We start from the raw sequence: 15,376 nt of genomic DNA on the forward strand, positions 1-15,376 counted from the left end.
AAGTTTACATACCTAATCAAATATGTGAACACCAAAATGGTGGGATTTTATCCGGCAGTAACGGGCAGTGAAACCCTCACTGATTGAGATTTCACTTTATATAAAGAATGGACATATTCACTAAGGCAAAAGAAGTTTTACTGCAAATTTAATCACAGTAACCTTTTGTATATGTTAAATATTGATTTTTTTTATATTGTCGATATAATAAATTGTAATGATTACGATTTTCAAAGGAGATTAAAAATTAACATGAAACCATCTATTCAACTGCCCGAAAAAAAAGAACGCCACCGATATTTTGGATCCGTAGACCCTATACAAAATCGAACAAAACCTACTGAAAAAGAAAAAATGTCAGACCTTCAAAATACTCCAAAAAATTATTTTTTTGAAATAGATCACGTTGGAATATCCAATGTTTCTCATCCCATAATTATTAAGTCTTCCTTGGAGCCTTCTTCTCAGACAACCATTGGAACTTTTACTCTAACAACCAATCTTGTTAGTGATAAAAAAGGAATTAACATGAGTCGACTTACTGAATTATTAGAAGAATACTATCAAAACGGTTGGATACTTGAAATAGAATCCCTTCAAGCCTTTACGAGGGAGCTGGCAGAAAAAATGGAACAAAATAAATCCTCTCTTTTCGTGTCATTTCCTTGGTATTTTGAAAGAATGGCACCTGTGACAAACAAAAAGGGACTCATGCATTCCAAGGTTTCTATGGAGATTATTTTCGAAAAAGATAAAGGCTGGAATTTCTTTATAGGCCTGGAATCTGCTATAACTACCCTATGTCCTTGCTCCAAAGAAATCAGTGAATATAGTGCCCATAACCAGAGAGGGGTTGTAAAGACTTGGATTGAGCTGCCTGTTCATCAAAACTGGCCAACAGATTTAAAAAAGGAACTTCTTCACATCGTAGAATCAAATGCCAGCTCTATGCTTCATCCTGTACTAAAAAGACCAGACGAAAAAAAGGTAACAGAACAAGCCTATGAAAATCCTCGTTTTGTTGAAGATTTAATTCGTCTTGTCGCTGCTGACTTGTATGAAGCAGATTGGGTAAAATCCTTTGTAATAGAATGTCGGAATGAAGAATCCATTCACCTTCATGACGCTTATGCAAAACTGTCTTATACAAAATCCTAATGTTACATACGAAAACTATTCTTAAAATTTTTTGTACTAAATAACGCTATTTATATTAAATAAACTAATGGACTCTAGAACAAAAGGTTTATCTACTTTGCTTTACCTTTTGTTCTAGATAGCATTGGTTATTAGAAACTGATGAACTATTACCATCTAAATACAACTTCTCGGAGTGACTAAGGAAATACATGAATTTTTATGCTCCTCTACTATTAAAAAGGCATAAATCAATAGAAGCAAGTTGAACTTGTCCTGAATAAATAGGTTCTATTATCAAATTTCCTTTTTCTTTAGTTGTTTTCCCCCAATTTGTTTTAAATTTTCATAAAAAATTAAAACATGAATACATTTCTTTTTTCTCCATCCTAACTCTAATACAAATAGAAATGATTACGATTTATAAATTATAACACTTCCTTTCCAATAGGCTATTATCTGTATATTATATGAAAATAGGAAGCTATAGGTATAAGAGGCTCGTCTTTAAATTATTTTTTCTAAATTACTTACTATAAATTTATAACCAAACATTCTCTTAAAAAAGTTTTTTCTTTTCCCCATCATCTCCTGATATCTTTTGTCTATTAATTATACGAAGAAAAAAAGAAAGATATTCTTCTTATTTGATTAGTTTTCAAAAAAATTACAGACTATAGCAAAAAGCTTAAAATATTCTTGGCTATAGTCTGTAGTTACAATATGGCTTCCCTTAAAATAGCTCTATAGTTTTTATGCTTATTAATATAGAATATTTTTTTATTTATTATTCTAATTCTTTAAATACTATTTTCTCTTTTAACTTTGGTAGATATCTTATTAAAAGCAGGGATCTGCACAAACTAAACACAATAAAAGAAAACCATAATCCATGGTTGCCCCAATAATGGGTGAATGGAAAAAGTACAAGAAAAAATATCAGTACAGATCCAATCATCGAGTTCCTGACCAAGCCTGCTTCTGTAGCACCTGTAAATACTCCGTAAAATACAAGGCCAAAGCAAGAGCAAATCGGGAATAAAACAAGCCAATATTCATATTCCTTGCTAATCGTTACCACATCTTTTACGATTGTAAAGAGGGGAATAATATTTTCTTTAAATAAGAAATAAAAAAGGGAAATGGCAATAGAAAATAAAATCGACCATTGATACGATTTTTTTACCGTATTATTATAAAGCTGTTTATTTCCTTGCCCTACTGCTCTACCAGTTAATATACTAGAAGCATTTGCTAAACCATCATAAAAATAAGCCATTATGTAATGAATTTGAATTAAAATAGCGTTTGCGGCTAATATTTCTGTTCCATATGCAGCACCTTTTGCTGTAAAAACATTAAATACCAATAATAAACAAATCGTACGCATAAATAAATCGCGATTGACAGCCATCATTTTCTTTAAAGGAGCTTTATCTAGCAATTCTTTCCCTAAAATAGTTAAGTGGAAATCTATTCGAAGCTTATCGTTTTTAAATAAGAAATAAATGCCTCCCAAAAAAGCGGCCATTTCAGCAATTAAGGTGGCAGCTGCTACTCCTTTTACTCCAAACCCCAAAAGAATGACAAACAAATACGCTAGAATGATATTGATCATATTCATCATAATTTGTATAAAAACGGTTTTTTTAATATGGGACATTCCCAGGAGCCAGCCCAGGATAACATAGTTCATCAATGTAAAAGGAGCACCCCAAATGCGTATAAAAAAATAGTCAGCACTTACTGCCTTGACTTCCCCTTTTATCCCCAAAGAAACTTGCGCAAAATATAAAATGACATCTTGAAATAAAATAAACAGCAAACCCACTAATAGAGCAATAACCATGGGACGAAATAATGCCATAGCACTTTTCAAATCGTCTTCTGCTCCATTTGCCTGTGCTGCAAATCCAGATGTACTGACGCGCAAGAATCCAAATAGCCAATACATTGTATTAAAAATGACCGTTCCTACAGCAACTCCGCCAATATAAGCAGGATTTGGAATTCGGCCGACTACAGCTGTATCTACAGCACCAAGAAGAGGAACCGTAATGGTTGAAATAATAAGTGGGATAGCGAGGGATAGATAATACTTATGTGTCATATGATTCTCCTACTCTTCAAAAACAGAAATCAATTCTTTTGTATAAGAGTTTCTGCTATTTAATAATAAAGCTTCTTTATTAAATGAATCTACTATACTTCCCTCTTTCATCACCATGATTTGTTGACTAATCATATGCACAGCAGCTAAATCATGTGAAATAAACAAATACGATAATTCTAGTTCTACACGAAGTTGTTCCAATAACTTCAAAAACTGGTTCTGTGAGAAAACATCTAAACTTGCAGTAGGCTCGTCTAATAATAATAAAGCTGGTTCAATGCTAATTGCTCTGGCAATAGCCACTCGCTGTTTTTGCCCTCCACTCAATTCATGGGGGTAAGCATTAGCCATTCTACTTGGCAAATCAACCATATCTAACAAATCTCGAACAAACTGCTCTTGGTTCTGGTAGTTTAAGTGACGCAGCTGTATCTGTGACTCAAATTGTATAAATGGATCTAGAAGACTATCCTTTATCTTTAATTTGGGATTTAAAGAACTGGTTGGATTTTGAAAGACAGCCTGTACATGTTTCCTTAACGACCCCATATCCTTATTTTGATCAAGTAGTGTATTAAATAATACTATTTCTCCACTGTCTATACTTTCTATTCCTAATATACATCTAGCTAGAGTGCTTTTTCCACAGCCGCTTTCCCCTACTAACCCTACACATATTCCTTTCTTGATTTGAAAAGTAATATCCTTTAAAACGGATGCCTTCTTTTTATAATTTTTATTTAGATTTTTTACTTTTAATACGTCCATACTAATACAAGACCTCCACATTTTCTAATGCTGATACTCTATCCGATATGGTTGGTATGGCGGATAACAGTTGTGCTGTATACGGATGCTTAGGTGCATAAATTATTTCTTTTTTAGCATTGCTTTCGATAATCTCTCCTTCTTTCATGACAGAAATATGATCTGCATACTTCCTTGCATGTCTTAAATCGTGAGTAATAAAAAGAACAGAGCACTTTGTCTCCACTCTTAATTTTTGTATCAACTCTAAAATATGCTTTGAAGTCACGCTATCTAGTGCAGTTGTCGGTTCATCGGCAATCAATAGTTTAGGCTTTAAAAGCATAGCTAAAGCAATAGCTGCACGTTGGAGCTGTCCTCCGCTCATCTGGAAAGAATAACTTTTATACACTCTTTCTCCTTCAAGATTCACAGCCTCCAGTGCTGAAGTGGCCATTTCTCGCCTTTCTTTTTTGTTTAGGGAAAGATGTGTTTTGATATATTCATCAAAATGCTTGCCAATTGTATAAAACGGGGTAAAAGAGCTAGTATAATCTTGGAATATATAAGAAATTTCCCTTCCTCGAATATTTCTCAGCTCTTTTTTTGATAAGTCAAATAATGATTGACCCTTTAAAGAAATACTCCCGGAAAAAGAGAACTGCTTCGATAACAATTGACCAATTGCAGAAGCAGTTAAACTTTTTCCACTTCCGCTTTGTCCAATAAGAGCATGCCATTCTCCTTCTTCTATTTCAAATGAAACTGATCGTACTAATGTTTCCATTTTATGATGAATGGATAAATCTTTAATCGATAAAACCGACATGTTTATACCTCTCTTTTCACATCATATTTATCACGCAAATAATCTCCTAATAAATTAGAAAATAGAACAACTGTGATAATTGCTATGCCTGGAAATATCATTAATAGACTATTAGATTGAAAATTTGCTTTTGCTTCATTTAGCATAGCACCCCATTCCGGTGTTGGCGGTTGTGCGCCTAGTCCAATATAGGAAAGAGCTGATAGTAATAAAATTATTTTTCCTAAATCTAAGCTTGCTAAAACAAACACATTTCCAATCACATGCGGCACTAAATGTTTTTTCATTATTTGATAAGAGCCTAATCCATTTATTTTTGCTTGCATCACATAATCCTTTTGTTTTTCCAAAATGACCGTACTGCGGACTAGTCTGGCATAACCTACCCACTTAACAAATATGACAGCGATTAATAAATTGATAATACTAGGCCCTAAAAGTCCACTAAGAATAATGGCAATAATCGTATCAGGAAACGATAAAAAGGCATCTGCTATTCGCATAAAAAAACGATCTATTTTTCCTCCGATAAAACCAGCAATAATTCCAACTGGAACACCTATTAGCAAGGCTCCCACTAATGCCAAAGCACTATAACCAACTGTATAAATGGAACCAAGTAAAATTCTTGTCAATACGTCTCTGCCAAGGTGGTCTGTACCAAATGGGTGAACAAAACTTGGCTGCAGCATTTTGTCCTTAAAGTTAACAAAATTGGGATCATGGTTTAAAATCAGACAGTATATAATAAGAGCAATAACTCCTAAACCTATCCATATCAACAAAGATGTTTTTATTTTCTGAGAATGAGCGATTTTCTTCATGATTGCTTATTTCACCCTTTCAAGCGTACTTCTGGATTTAAGTAGCGATAAGACACATCCACCAGCGTATTTATAACAAAAACGATAATGGCCATTAGTAAAATATATCCTTGAATAATGGGGTAATCTCTTGAGGTAATACTTGAAACAACTAACTTTCCAACCCCTGGATAAGCAAATAAAACTTCAATTACTACTATACCGCCAATCAGACTTCCTAAACTTACGCCAAATACCGTAATCACTGGAGTTAAACTATGCCTAAATACATGTGCAAAAAATATCCTGCTTTCTGATAACCCCCTTGAGCGTGCGGCCTTTATAAAGTCTTGCCCCATTGTTTCTAACAAGCTTGAACGTATTAATCGGACATATACAGAAGCCATTGCAATGCCAAGAGTTAGGGATGGCAATATAATAGAGGAGAATCCGTCCCTCCCCATCGTCGGAAAAATATTTAGCTTGACGGCAAATAGGTCAATAAAAATTAATCCCAGCCAAAAACTCGGAACCGCAGAGCCAATTAAGGAAAGCAAACGGCTTAGCTGATCAATCCAACTATTTTTATAAAGCGCAGATAAGGATCCTAATGGGACAGCGATCAATGACATAACAAGCAAAGAGAAAACAGTCAATTCCAACGTTGCAGGCAGCCGAGAAAAAAGAATATCCAGCACTGGTTCATTTGTTATATAGGAATTTCCAAAATCAAGCTGAAAAAAATTAGTCAGCCAATTCCAATATTGCATAGGAATTGGCTGATCAAACCCTAGTTCTGTTCGTAATTCTTCGATTTGCTCTGTATTAACGGCAACATCATCTACACGAAGAATCGATTTTACAGGATCACCAGGAGTAAGCTTAATTAAAAGAAAGCTAACAAATGAGAGAATAACAAAAAACAAAATGACTTCCAAAAGTCTTTTTCCTGCTAATTTCAGCATTATTTCACATCCAGTTTATTTGTTAACATATAATATTCACTCTTCGTTGTTACCCAATTTTGTACTTTCTTACCGTTATATGCAACAATTGCATTGGGATGTACGATAAAGGAATGTAAATACTCCTGATCAATTATAGTCGTCATGTCTTTTGCAAGTTCATCACGTTGCTCCGCATCTACTGTTTGATTAAGAGTTTCTAATTTAGCAATCAATTCTTTATTATTTACACTTCCATAATTTAGAGCACCAGTTGGCGAATAAGTAGCATTTAGAAAATAACCAGCATCTCCCCTTGGAGCGGTTAAACTGCTATAAGTAGCTAAATCCCAATCTTTATTAGTACTCATATATTCATCAATATTTTCTACCTGCTGAATCTCTATATTTACTCCTATTTGTTTTGCATTAGATTGCACTAATTGTGAAATCATCGGCAGTTCAGGTCTTGCTTGATAAGTTAATAATTTAAATGTTAATGCCTTGCCATCTTTTTTCATCACACCCTTTACTAATTGATATCCTGCTTCTTCCAGATATTTTTTTGCTTCTTTTAAACTATATGTTTTTTCTTTTTGATCAGCTGCAAAAGAGAAGGTAGATAAAAATGGTCCTTTTGCTACTTCAGCTTGTCCTTCTAGAATAGAACCAACAATTTCTTCTCTATCTAATAAACTGTCTAGCGCCTTTCTAATATTAAGATCTTGCAATGTCTCTTTTTGAAAATTCATTGTAAGTTGATGTGTGCGTAAGCTTGGAACAGATTCTACCACCATACCTTCTATCGCTTTCAGCTCTTCTAAACTTTCAACTGGCGGTCGATACGTTATATCTGCCTCCCCTGCTTTTAAAGCTAAAAACCGAGCATTTGCATCTTCATTAAAGGAAAAAGTTGCTTTATCTAATTTAGCTGCCCCGTCCCAGTAATCAGCATATTTAGTCAATTGTATGGCACTTCCTGAAGTAAAGGATGCCACTTTAAATGGTCCAGTTCCAATAGGGTTATTCACATAATCTTTTTCATCTACATCTATAATAGATGTATTAGGATGCACTAATTCTGAAGGGAATTCTGGAAATGGTTTTTCCGTTACAATCGTTAATGTATGTCCTTCTGCTTTTAAAGAAACTATCTTTAAAGCACTTTTCACTGCTTCATTGTCTTTTATTGCACGTTCTAGGGACCTTTTCACTGCTTCCGCATCTACTTTTTTCCCATTTTGGAATGTCATATCATCATTTATAGTAAAGACCCAATGCTTTCCGTCTTCACTTTTCCAATCCTTTGCTAGCCAAGGCTCTATCTTTAAATTTTTATCATTCATTTTCACAAGCGTTTCTGTGATGCCTGCTCTGACTGCTGCATATGTAGTGTCCACATTAGGATCTAGCGTACTAGTTGCAAAATTAAATAAAAGGTTAAGTTCCTTTCCTGTTGTTTTTTCTTGCTTATCCTTATTGCTGCTAGAACACCCTGCCACAACAGCAACAATCACCAAAAATATAAATAGCTGTAAGATTTTTTTCATTTTTTCCTCCTGAAATAAATAGTAATCATTTCGTTTTACTTCTCATATTTTAGTGCAATTAATTTTAATTGTAAATAGTAATTGTTACGATTTAATTATTTTTTCATTTTTTTCACATCCACTTTTAATCTTATTGTAGTAATTAACATATTCCGATATTAATGTTAAAATTGATTCTGTTAATAAATTTATCTAAATTCTTTGTCAATATCATTTTTCCTATTCCATTCAAAAAAAGGCATACATTTAAAGTTTAGGTACATCTAACAAGCTTGAAATCAATAGTAATTCTAGAATCTTTACTTTAACCTCTTCCTTACATATAAAGTAAAAAAAGATATATCCTATCGTATCTACTACTGATATAATCACATTTTCCAAATGAAAATTTTACAGCCTTCTTTATACAATCCATTGTTTGTACCATTTGAAAGTATCATATTAAGTCAGTTATATGAGCAGGTGATAACAAGTCATAAATCCTTTACTACTACTACATATTCCTTTAAATTTATGGATAATACATTCTTTTTATTATTTGTTCTAATATACTACAAAGATTATAATCAATAAATTAATATCTTATGCTAATACAAAAAGCATGTAGAATAAGTTCCTTATTGAACTAATCCTACATGCTTTTTAAATTTCTTCTTACCTTTTATAGATCTTCTACCTTTACAACTCTAGTACATATAACTTTAGCCAAATGTGGATTATGCGTTATCGTAAGGATACCTATATTATATTTCTTAGCATACTCCAAAATAACATTCCATATCTGAGATTGCGTAATAGTGTCAAGCATTGTACTAATTTCATCTGGTATAATAAATTTTGTTTGAGGATTCAAGACTCTCATTACACAAAACCTTTGCAATTGACCGCCTGATAATTCATTTGGCCATCTGCTATAGAAATGAGGATTTATTCCTAATTTCTCTCTTAACTCCTCATCAATTTCTCCATTCTCCATTTTGGATTTACAGCTTGCTCTGGGTGTTGATAAATCATTTGAACAGGTTGAAAACCAGTTTTTTTTATAGGGTTTTCATCTAGAATTACCTTTCCTTGATGTGGTTTTATATGTCCAGCAAGAATTTTCCCCAACGTACTTTTCGCATAACCGCTTGGGCCTAATAGACCTACTACCTCTCCGGATTCCATAGATAGATTGACATTATCCAAAATTATATTATTATTTTCATATTGAAAACTAATATTACAACATTCTAACTTCATTTATAAATTCGCCCTCACTTTGTCTATAAATCTATTAGAAGCTATAGTGGGAGAAAAACTTTTCACGAGAAAAACAAGAAGTGTGGAGATAACAGAGGCAGGTAAAATTTTTTATGATTATGCACAGCTTCTATTAAAGCTTTGACGGCAGGGATTCAAGCTGTTCGGTTGCAGCCAAGATATCGCGAAACCTTAACCATAGGAGCTCTTAACTCTCTTTGGAGCACAAATGTTTTTCATAAAGTAACCGAATACTCTCAGGAATACCAAGACATAAACTTACGACTGATAACAGGACATACATATGATATCATTCCTAAAATTCAAAATGGATCGATTGATATTGGCTTTGTAAATAGTCCTCCATGCACACCCTTTTTTAAAACGATTCATTATAAAGAAGAATCCATACAATTAGTGGGTTCTCCCAAGTTAGTCAAAAGACTAGGTACCATTAGCACATTAGATTTACCCTATATACATTTTCATTGGGGAATGCCCTTTACAGAATGGTTTGAGGAGGAAATCGGAAAGCAAGATACCATAAGAATACGAGTTGATAATTTAGCTATTGTATTACAATTCATACTGCAAGGAAAAGGCATTGGTTTTTTATTAGATAGCATAAGTAGACGATATATTAATAATGGGCAGCTTTTACCTATAAAATTAAAATCTTCTTATGCAATTCCAGCAAGACTCGTTTATATTATCTACGCTGTTGAAAAGGCAAATAAAATAAAAGAATTTCTTGACTATATAAATCAAAAACAATAACAAAATATTAACAACGAAAGAAAAAGGAGAAGACAAACAAATTCAAGAATGGTTATTAATAGAAGGTTGAATATAAAACGGATAGTGAGCTTTTTGTATAACAATTATTCCCCACCCGCATAGCAGGTGGGCTTATCATACTGAATTCCATAATAAAAAATATTTAAAATACAAATCCTTAACTATAAAAGAGAACACAATATTAAACTTACCTAATATATTTTTCTTCTATTCTTTAGTTTCTTCCATGCCTCTAAAACATTTATTAAGCTGCTTTTAGATTATTTAATTTCAGAAAATCAAATAATCTTAGTCGATTCAATTAACTCTTTTGTATAGGGGTGTCTTTCCACATTTCCCCACTCTTTTGCTGCAAAATAATCTACTGTTCTGCCTTCTTTAAGCACTAAAACCTCGTCGCACAATTCCAGCACTAGCGAAATATCATGTGAAACGAAAATAATCGATAATTTCTTTTCCTCTACGAGATTCTTTAACAGCTGTATTATTTTTATCTGTGTTGTCATATCCAAACTTGTAACAGGTTCATCACAAATAAGAATTTCTGGATTTGCCAGCAAGGACCTAGCAATACATATTCGTTGTGCTTGTCCTCCACTTAATGCAGCGCTTCTCTTTTCCAAAATATTTGTTTGGAGATTGACTTCTTTTAAAATAGCATTTATTTTTTGTTTGCGTTCTTTAGCAGATAAAGAAGAGAAGTTAACCAAAGGCTCTTCTAAAATTTGCCGGACTGTCTGTCGAGGATCTAGGGAAGAAAGAGGATTCTGAAAAATCAACTGCATTTTTTTACTTAGCCAGTTTCTATCCTTTATACTTGCCTTAACCATTCGATTCTCTACATATACTTTCCCGCTGACATATGGATGGAAACCAGCTAAAATTCTAGTAAGCGTACTTTTTCCGCTGCCGGATTCCCCCACAATTCCTAACTTTTTTCCTTTTTCTAAAAGAAAAGACACGCTGTTTAATACCATTTTTTCAGAATTTTGATACTTTGCTGAAAGGTGATTAACTTCTAGAATCATGGAATTCTTCCTTTCTCCAAAAATCTGGAAGCTGCTTCCATAATTCTTTTGTGTAAGGATGTTGCGGGCGCTTCTGAATGACAGAAAGCGGCTCCACTTCAACCAATTGTCCATCTTCCATTACCGCTACTTTATCCGCAATTTGACTAACAATGCGCAAATCATGTGTAATAAACAAAATGGACATTTTATATTTTTCTTTTAACTCTACCAGCCTCTCGATAATCTTTTTTTGATTGATTGTGTCCAAACCTGTTGTTGGTTCATCAGCTATTAACAAAGCTGGTCGAAGCAATAGTGACATGCTAATCATAACACGTTGATTCATACCACCACTTAATTGAGAAGGGAAAGAATTTGCAATTTTTTTTGGATCAGGAAAATTCATTAGAGATAGCTGTTTATATATTTCCTCCAAAGCCTTTTTCTTGCTTAATTCCTTTCTGCTTCTCAGCATGTCTGTCATCTGAGTTCCGATTTTTAAAAATGGATGAAGTGCTAAGGTAGGGTTCTGATAAATAAGCGCTATATCTTCTCCCCTAATTTTTTGCCACTCTTTTTCTGTTTGTTTCGTTAAATCCATTGCTTTTCTTGTATTTAATAGAATATTTCCTTCTACTTTAAATCTACTTTTATGTAATAAACCCATTATAGCGCGTGAAGTGATAGACTTGCCACTTCCTGATTCTCCAACTAGACAAAATATCTCTTCTTTATAAATAGGAAAAGAAATATTATTCACAAGGATATTTTCGCCCCGCTTAATGGTAAGATTATTCACTTTGAGCACCATTTGGTCAATCATCCACTTTTAACCCCTTTCCTATAAAATAAAACAGCATAACAACCACGGTGATAAAAACAGCAGGAATCAAAGTAATCCAAGGTGCAATCTGAAAATAACTTCTGCCATCCAACATCATTCCTCCCCATTCTGGCAATGGCGGTTGTGCACCTAAACCAAGGAAAGATAAACTAGAAACCATTAAAATAATCATTCCCATGTCTAAAAAAATCATTTCTCTTATAAACGGAAAAGTATTAGGAAAAAGATGGCGATAGATTAACTTAAAACCAAAAGTTCCACTTAACTGCGCTGCAAGCATATAAGGTTGGGTTCGTGTAACAATGGAAAGATTTCGAACAACCCTAGCATACTGAACCCACCAAGATATAAGAATAGCTAATAATGTATTGACTAGCCCTGGACCAAGCAAACCAGTTACAGCAATGGCTATCAGCAAATTGGGAATGGAACTAAAAGAATCCATTACAGCAGTGGCAGCAAAGTCAACTTTTTTTCCTAAATAGCTGCTGATAAGACCAATACATATACCCATAATCGATGACAAAAGAAGGACAACAGCGGGAAAAAGTAAAGTGTATGGTGCCCCTACCACTATTCTGGTAAATATATCTCTCCCTAAATGATCCGTTCCAAACCAATGAAGCACACTGGGTGAATGTAATTTTTCCGCTGGATTTACTTTATATGGATCATATGGTGTACATACAATACCTAGCAGTATACCAAACAAAAAAATAACAAAACATATGGAAGGAATAAGCCAAGTTTTCTTGTTTACCATTCAGATTCCCCTTCTTTCCATCTTTGTCTTGGATCCGTCCACCTTAAGAGCACATCTACAATCAGATAAATAAGCATGGTCAAACAAGCCATTATTAAGGTAAATCCAATGATTACTGGGTAGTCCCTGACAGAAACAGCACTAATAATATAACTTCCGATTCCTGGCCAAGCAAAAATCGTTTCTGTCACGATAATTCCTCCCCATAAACTGCCAATATTAGAAGCAATGATTGTTAAAAAACCATGTAAACACGGGAGGAAAAGAATTTTACTATATAATTTAACTCCTCTTGACCGCGCTGCCTCAAAATAATGACTATCTAATACTTCCTCCATTACTTGACGGAATAACTGTACAAATATCGCCGTTACTGGCAAACATATGGTAAAAACAGGAAGAATCAGATGTTGCCATGAATCACTTCCGTAAACAGGAAGAACATTCCAATGAATAGAAAATAATAATACACAAAGAAGGCCTATTAAGTAATTCGGAAGTGATGACACAAAAATAGCAGCATTGCTAATTATTCCACTCCATTTTTTTCCTTATATAACGAAGAATAGAACGCTATAATTATTCCACTTAATGTAGATATAACTAATGATAAGGCCGCTAATACAAGGGTTGGTGTAATCCGCGACAATATTTCTTCTAAAACAGGAAGGTTTGATTGGTAAGAGATACCAAAATCAAACCTTCCTACTTTTTTAGCCCATTCTATATATTGATGAAATAAAGATGAATTTAATCCAAGTTTTTCTTTTAAATTAGTTAATTCCTCGGCATTTATAGTCCCCCCTTGATTCATTAATATGACCATTTCTGGTGAACCTGGAATTATCCGAACAAGAAAAAACAAAAATATGCTAAGGAAAAATAACGTTAATAAAATAATACTTAATCTCTTCAAAATAAAACTAAGCATTATCTACTTAACCCTTTTTAATGCATTCCAAATAACAGGATCATCAATAATTGGACCCCAAGTGAAGTTTTCAATCTCTGCACGATGAACAAAAATATCATTTGGATAAAATAAAGGCACAGTTACCGCATTTTCATTCATATAAGATAGCACTTTATCATATGCAGCTTGACGATCCTCTTTATTGATAGCTTGACCAGCCTGTATGATAGCTGTTGATAGATTCTTATCCGTATATGCTACGCCTTTTCCATCGCCTTGTATTACAAATAAAGAATTTAGGAATCCTTGTGGATTAAGACCATCCGCATAGGTTCTGTAAATTAATAAATCATAATCTCGTTTACTCCATAAATTATCATAATAAGCTGTTGATTCCATACTATCTAATGTTACTTCAACACCTATTTCTTTCAGATTACTTTGAATGGTTTCCGCAATTTGTTTCCACTCTGGAAATTCCTCCGTTTGCAATGCTAATTTCAATTTTAAGGTCTTTCCATTTTTATCGTATCCTGCTTCTTTTAATGATTCCTTTGCTTTTTCTAAGTTATAAGCATAACCAGCGCTATTTTCTTCCGTAACAAAAGGAACCGTTTCAGCAAATAGGCCTTTAGCTGGCAAACCATTTTCATCTAATACTTGATTCGCTACGCTTTTTTTATCAATTGCATAATTTAATGCTTGTCTCACTTTTATATTCTGTAGATTTTCATTTTGATTATTAATAACGAGAAAATAACTCATTGTGCCTGGTTTCGATTCTACTTTAAAATCCTTATTTTCTTTAAAGATATTTAATGATTCATATGGAATTTTACTCATTTCACCGCCAGCTAACTGGATGCTGCCTTCTTGTAAGGCTAAAGATCGAGTTTGCGGGTCAGCTATCACTTTCCAAACCATCTTTTCGACAGACGGTTTCTGTTTCCAATAATATTTATTTGGAGTTAGAATTGTTTCTTTGTCTCGCTTATAAGATTCAATTGTCCATGCCCCTGTACCAATAGCTTTTACAAATTCACCATTTGGATCTCCAGCGGGCTTAACAGAATTTTGGCTCATAACACGCAGAGGTCTAGCCGCTGTTAATTCATTTAAAATTAAAGCACTTGGTTCAGAAAAAGTCATCTTAACCGTATAATCATCCACTCTTTCCGCTTTTTTTAATGTAGTAGCAGTTCTTAGCCATGCGTGTGCTTCTTTTCCCTTCCATCGATTAATAGAAAAAAGGACAGCATCTGCATTAAGATTAGATCCATCAGAAAATTTTACATCTTTATGTAAATGAAAAGTATATGTTTTTCCATCTTCTGAAACATCCCAGGATTTTGCTAGTCCAGGTTTTATTTCTCCCTTTTCCCCATATTCAACTAAAGAATCATATACTGCTGTATATAATGACGTTGATCCATCATACGCAGCTGCATCTAATTTATCTGCACCACTATCAGTTGCTAGCGCCACTTCAATAGTTGAATCTTTACTGTTATTAGAGGCATCTTCCTCTTTCCCATTACAGGCTGCCATACTTAACAACAAAGCAGTTAATATTATAAATGCTGCTATTTTTTTCATTTTAAAACCTCTTTCTATAAAATATTTGCAAATCGTAATGATTACGACTATCATATAATAGTAAAAGGAAAACTAATTGTCAATACA

The 15,376-nt window shown here is 33.6% G+C and carries 17 protein-coding genes; 3 read left to right on the plus strand and 14 right to left on the minus strand.

Annotation, left to right across the window (positions count from 1 at the left end; translation table 11 throughout):
* The first annotated feature begins 252 nt into the window (after positions 1-252).
* The gene (gene folE2 / locus NCCP28_RS00305) at positions 253-1,158 is read left to right on the plus strand and encodes a GTP cyclohydrolase FolE2 (protein WP_248560249.1); all 906 of its coding nucleotides are present in this window, start codon (positions 253-255) and stop codon (positions 1,156-1,158) included.
* A gap of 766 nt (positions 1,159-1,924) precedes the next feature.
* Here the strand turns inward: folE2 and NCCP28_RS00310 are convergent.
* The 8 genes from NCCP28_RS00310 to NCCP28_RS00345 form a co-directional block, all read right to left on the minus strand.
* Positions 1,925-3,247, minus strand: a complete 1,323-nt coding sequence (locus tag NCCP28_RS00310; RefSeq protein WP_248559433.1) for an MATE family efflux transporter — start codon at positions 3,245-3,247, stop codon at positions 1,925-1,927.
* 9 nt (positions 3,248-3,256) lie between these two features.
* On the minus strand, positions 3,257-4,018 hold the full coding sequence (locus NCCP28_RS00315; protein WP_248559434.1) for an ABC transporter ATP-binding protein: 762 nt from the start codon (positions 4,016-4,018) through the stop codon (positions 3,257-3,259).
* Position 4,019: 1 nt separating this feature from the next.
* Complete coding sequence (locus NCCP28_RS00320; protein ID WP_248559435.1) at positions 4,020-4,826, minus strand: ABC transporter ATP-binding protein; 807 nt, start codon at positions 4,824-4,826, stop codon at positions 4,020-4,022.
* Between the two features lie 2 nt (positions 4,827-4,828).
* Positions 4,829-5,650 carry a nickel transporter permease gene (gene nikC / locus NCCP28_RS00325; protein WP_248559436.1) on the minus strand — a complete coding sequence of 274 codons (822 nt, stop codon included), beginning with the start codon at positions 5,648-5,650 and terminating at the stop codon, positions 4,829-4,831.
* Positions 5,651-5,661: 11 nt separating this feature from the next.
* Positions 5,662-6,591: a nickel ABC transporter permease gene (gene nikB, locus NCCP28_RS00330; protein WP_248560250.1), complete on the minus strand. Its 930-nt coding sequence runs from the start codon at positions 6,589-6,591 to the stop codon at positions 5,662-5,664.
* Positions 6,592-6,593: 2 nt separating this feature from the next.
* The gene (gene nikA, locus NCCP28_RS00335; protein ID WP_248559437.1) at positions 6,594-8,123 is read right to left on the minus strand and encodes a nickel ABC transporter substrate-binding protein; all 1,530 of its coding nucleotides are present in this window, start codon (positions 8,121-8,123) and stop codon (positions 6,594-6,596) included.
* A 661-nt stretch (positions 8,124-8,784) separates the two neighbouring features.
* Positions 8,785-9,099 carry a P-loop NTPase family protein gene (locus tag NCCP28_RS00340; RefSeq protein ID WP_248559438.1) on the minus strand — a complete coding sequence of 105 codons (315 nt, stop codon included), beginning with the start codon at positions 9,097-9,099 and terminating at the stop codon, positions 8,785-8,787.
* Positions 9,069-9,365 (minus strand): ATP-binding cassette domain-containing protein, encoded by a 297-nt coding sequence (locus tag NCCP28_RS00345; RefSeq protein WP_248559439.1) that lies wholly within the window; start codon positions 9,363-9,365, stop codon positions 9,069-9,071. The genes NCCP28_RS00340 and NCCP28_RS00345 overlap by 31 nt, the downstream gene beginning before the upstream one ends.
* 19 nt (positions 9,366-9,384) lie before the next feature.
* Between NCCP28_RS00345 and NCCP28_RS23755 the strand changes: the two genes are divergently transcribed.
* Positions 9,385-9,510: a LysR family transcriptional regulator gene (locus NCCP28_RS23755; RefSeq protein ID WP_375709354.1), complete on the plus strand. Its 126-nt coding sequence runs from the start codon at positions 9,385-9,387 to the stop codon at positions 9,508-9,510.
* Positions 9,507-10,142: a substrate-binding domain-containing protein gene (locus tag NCCP28_RS00350; RefSeq protein WP_248559440.1), complete on the plus strand. Its 636-nt coding sequence runs from the start codon at positions 9,507-9,509 to the stop codon at positions 10,140-10,142. The genes NCCP28_RS23755 and NCCP28_RS00350 overlap by 4 nt, the downstream gene beginning before the upstream one ends.
* A gap of 299 nt (positions 10,143-10,441) precedes the next feature.
* Here the strand turns inward: NCCP28_RS00350 and NCCP28_RS00355 are convergent, their stop codons facing one another.
* Genes NCCP28_RS00355 through NCCP28_RS00380 form a run of 6 tightly spaced genes read right to left on the minus strand, consistent with a single transcriptional unit; the run spans position 10,442 to position 15,289 of the window.
* Positions 10,442-11,191 carry an ABC transporter ATP-binding protein gene (locus NCCP28_RS00355; RefSeq protein WP_248559441.1) on the minus strand — a complete coding sequence of 250 codons (750 nt, stop codon included), beginning with the start codon at positions 11,189-11,191 and terminating at the stop codon, positions 10,442-10,444.
* Positions 11,175-11,996: an ABC transporter ATP-binding protein gene (locus NCCP28_RS00360; RefSeq protein WP_248559442.1), complete on the minus strand. Its 822-nt coding sequence runs from the start codon at positions 11,994-11,996 to the stop codon at positions 11,175-11,177. Before NCCP28_RS00360 ends, NCCP28_RS00355 begins: the two co-directional genes overlap by 17 nt.
* A complete protein-coding gene (locus NCCP28_RS00365) occupies positions 11,989-12,780 on the minus strand; it encodes an ABC transporter permease (RefSeq protein WP_248559443.1) in 792 nt (263 codons plus the stop codon). The genes NCCP28_RS00360 and NCCP28_RS00365 overlap by 8 nt, the downstream gene beginning before the upstream one ends.
* On the minus strand, positions 12,774-13,289 hold the full coding sequence (locus NCCP28_RS00370) for an ABC transporter permease (protein WP_248559444.1): 516 nt from the start codon (positions 13,287-13,289) through the stop codon (positions 12,774-12,776). The genes NCCP28_RS00365 and NCCP28_RS00370 overlap by 7 nt, the downstream gene beginning before the upstream one ends.
* Positions 13,290-13,309: 20 nt before the next feature.
* Positions 13,310-13,711, minus strand: coding sequence for an ABC transporter permease family protein (locus NCCP28_RS00375; protein WP_248559445.1), 402 nt, complete (start codon positions 13,709-13,711; stop codon positions 13,310-13,312).
* Between the two features lie 3 nt (positions 13,712-13,714).
* Positions 13,715-15,289 carry an ABC transporter substrate-binding protein gene (locus NCCP28_RS00380; protein ID WP_248559446.1) on the minus strand — a complete coding sequence of 525 codons (1,575 nt, stop codon included), beginning with the start codon at positions 15,287-15,289 and terminating at the stop codon, positions 13,715-13,717.
* Positions 15,290-15,376 lie beyond the last annotated feature (87 nt).

The sequence above is a fragment of the Niallia sp. NCCP-28 genome, from assembly GCF_023168165.1.
In the GTDB taxonomy this organism is placed as follows: Bacteria; Bacillota; Bacilli; order Bacillales; family Cytobacillaceae; genus Niallia.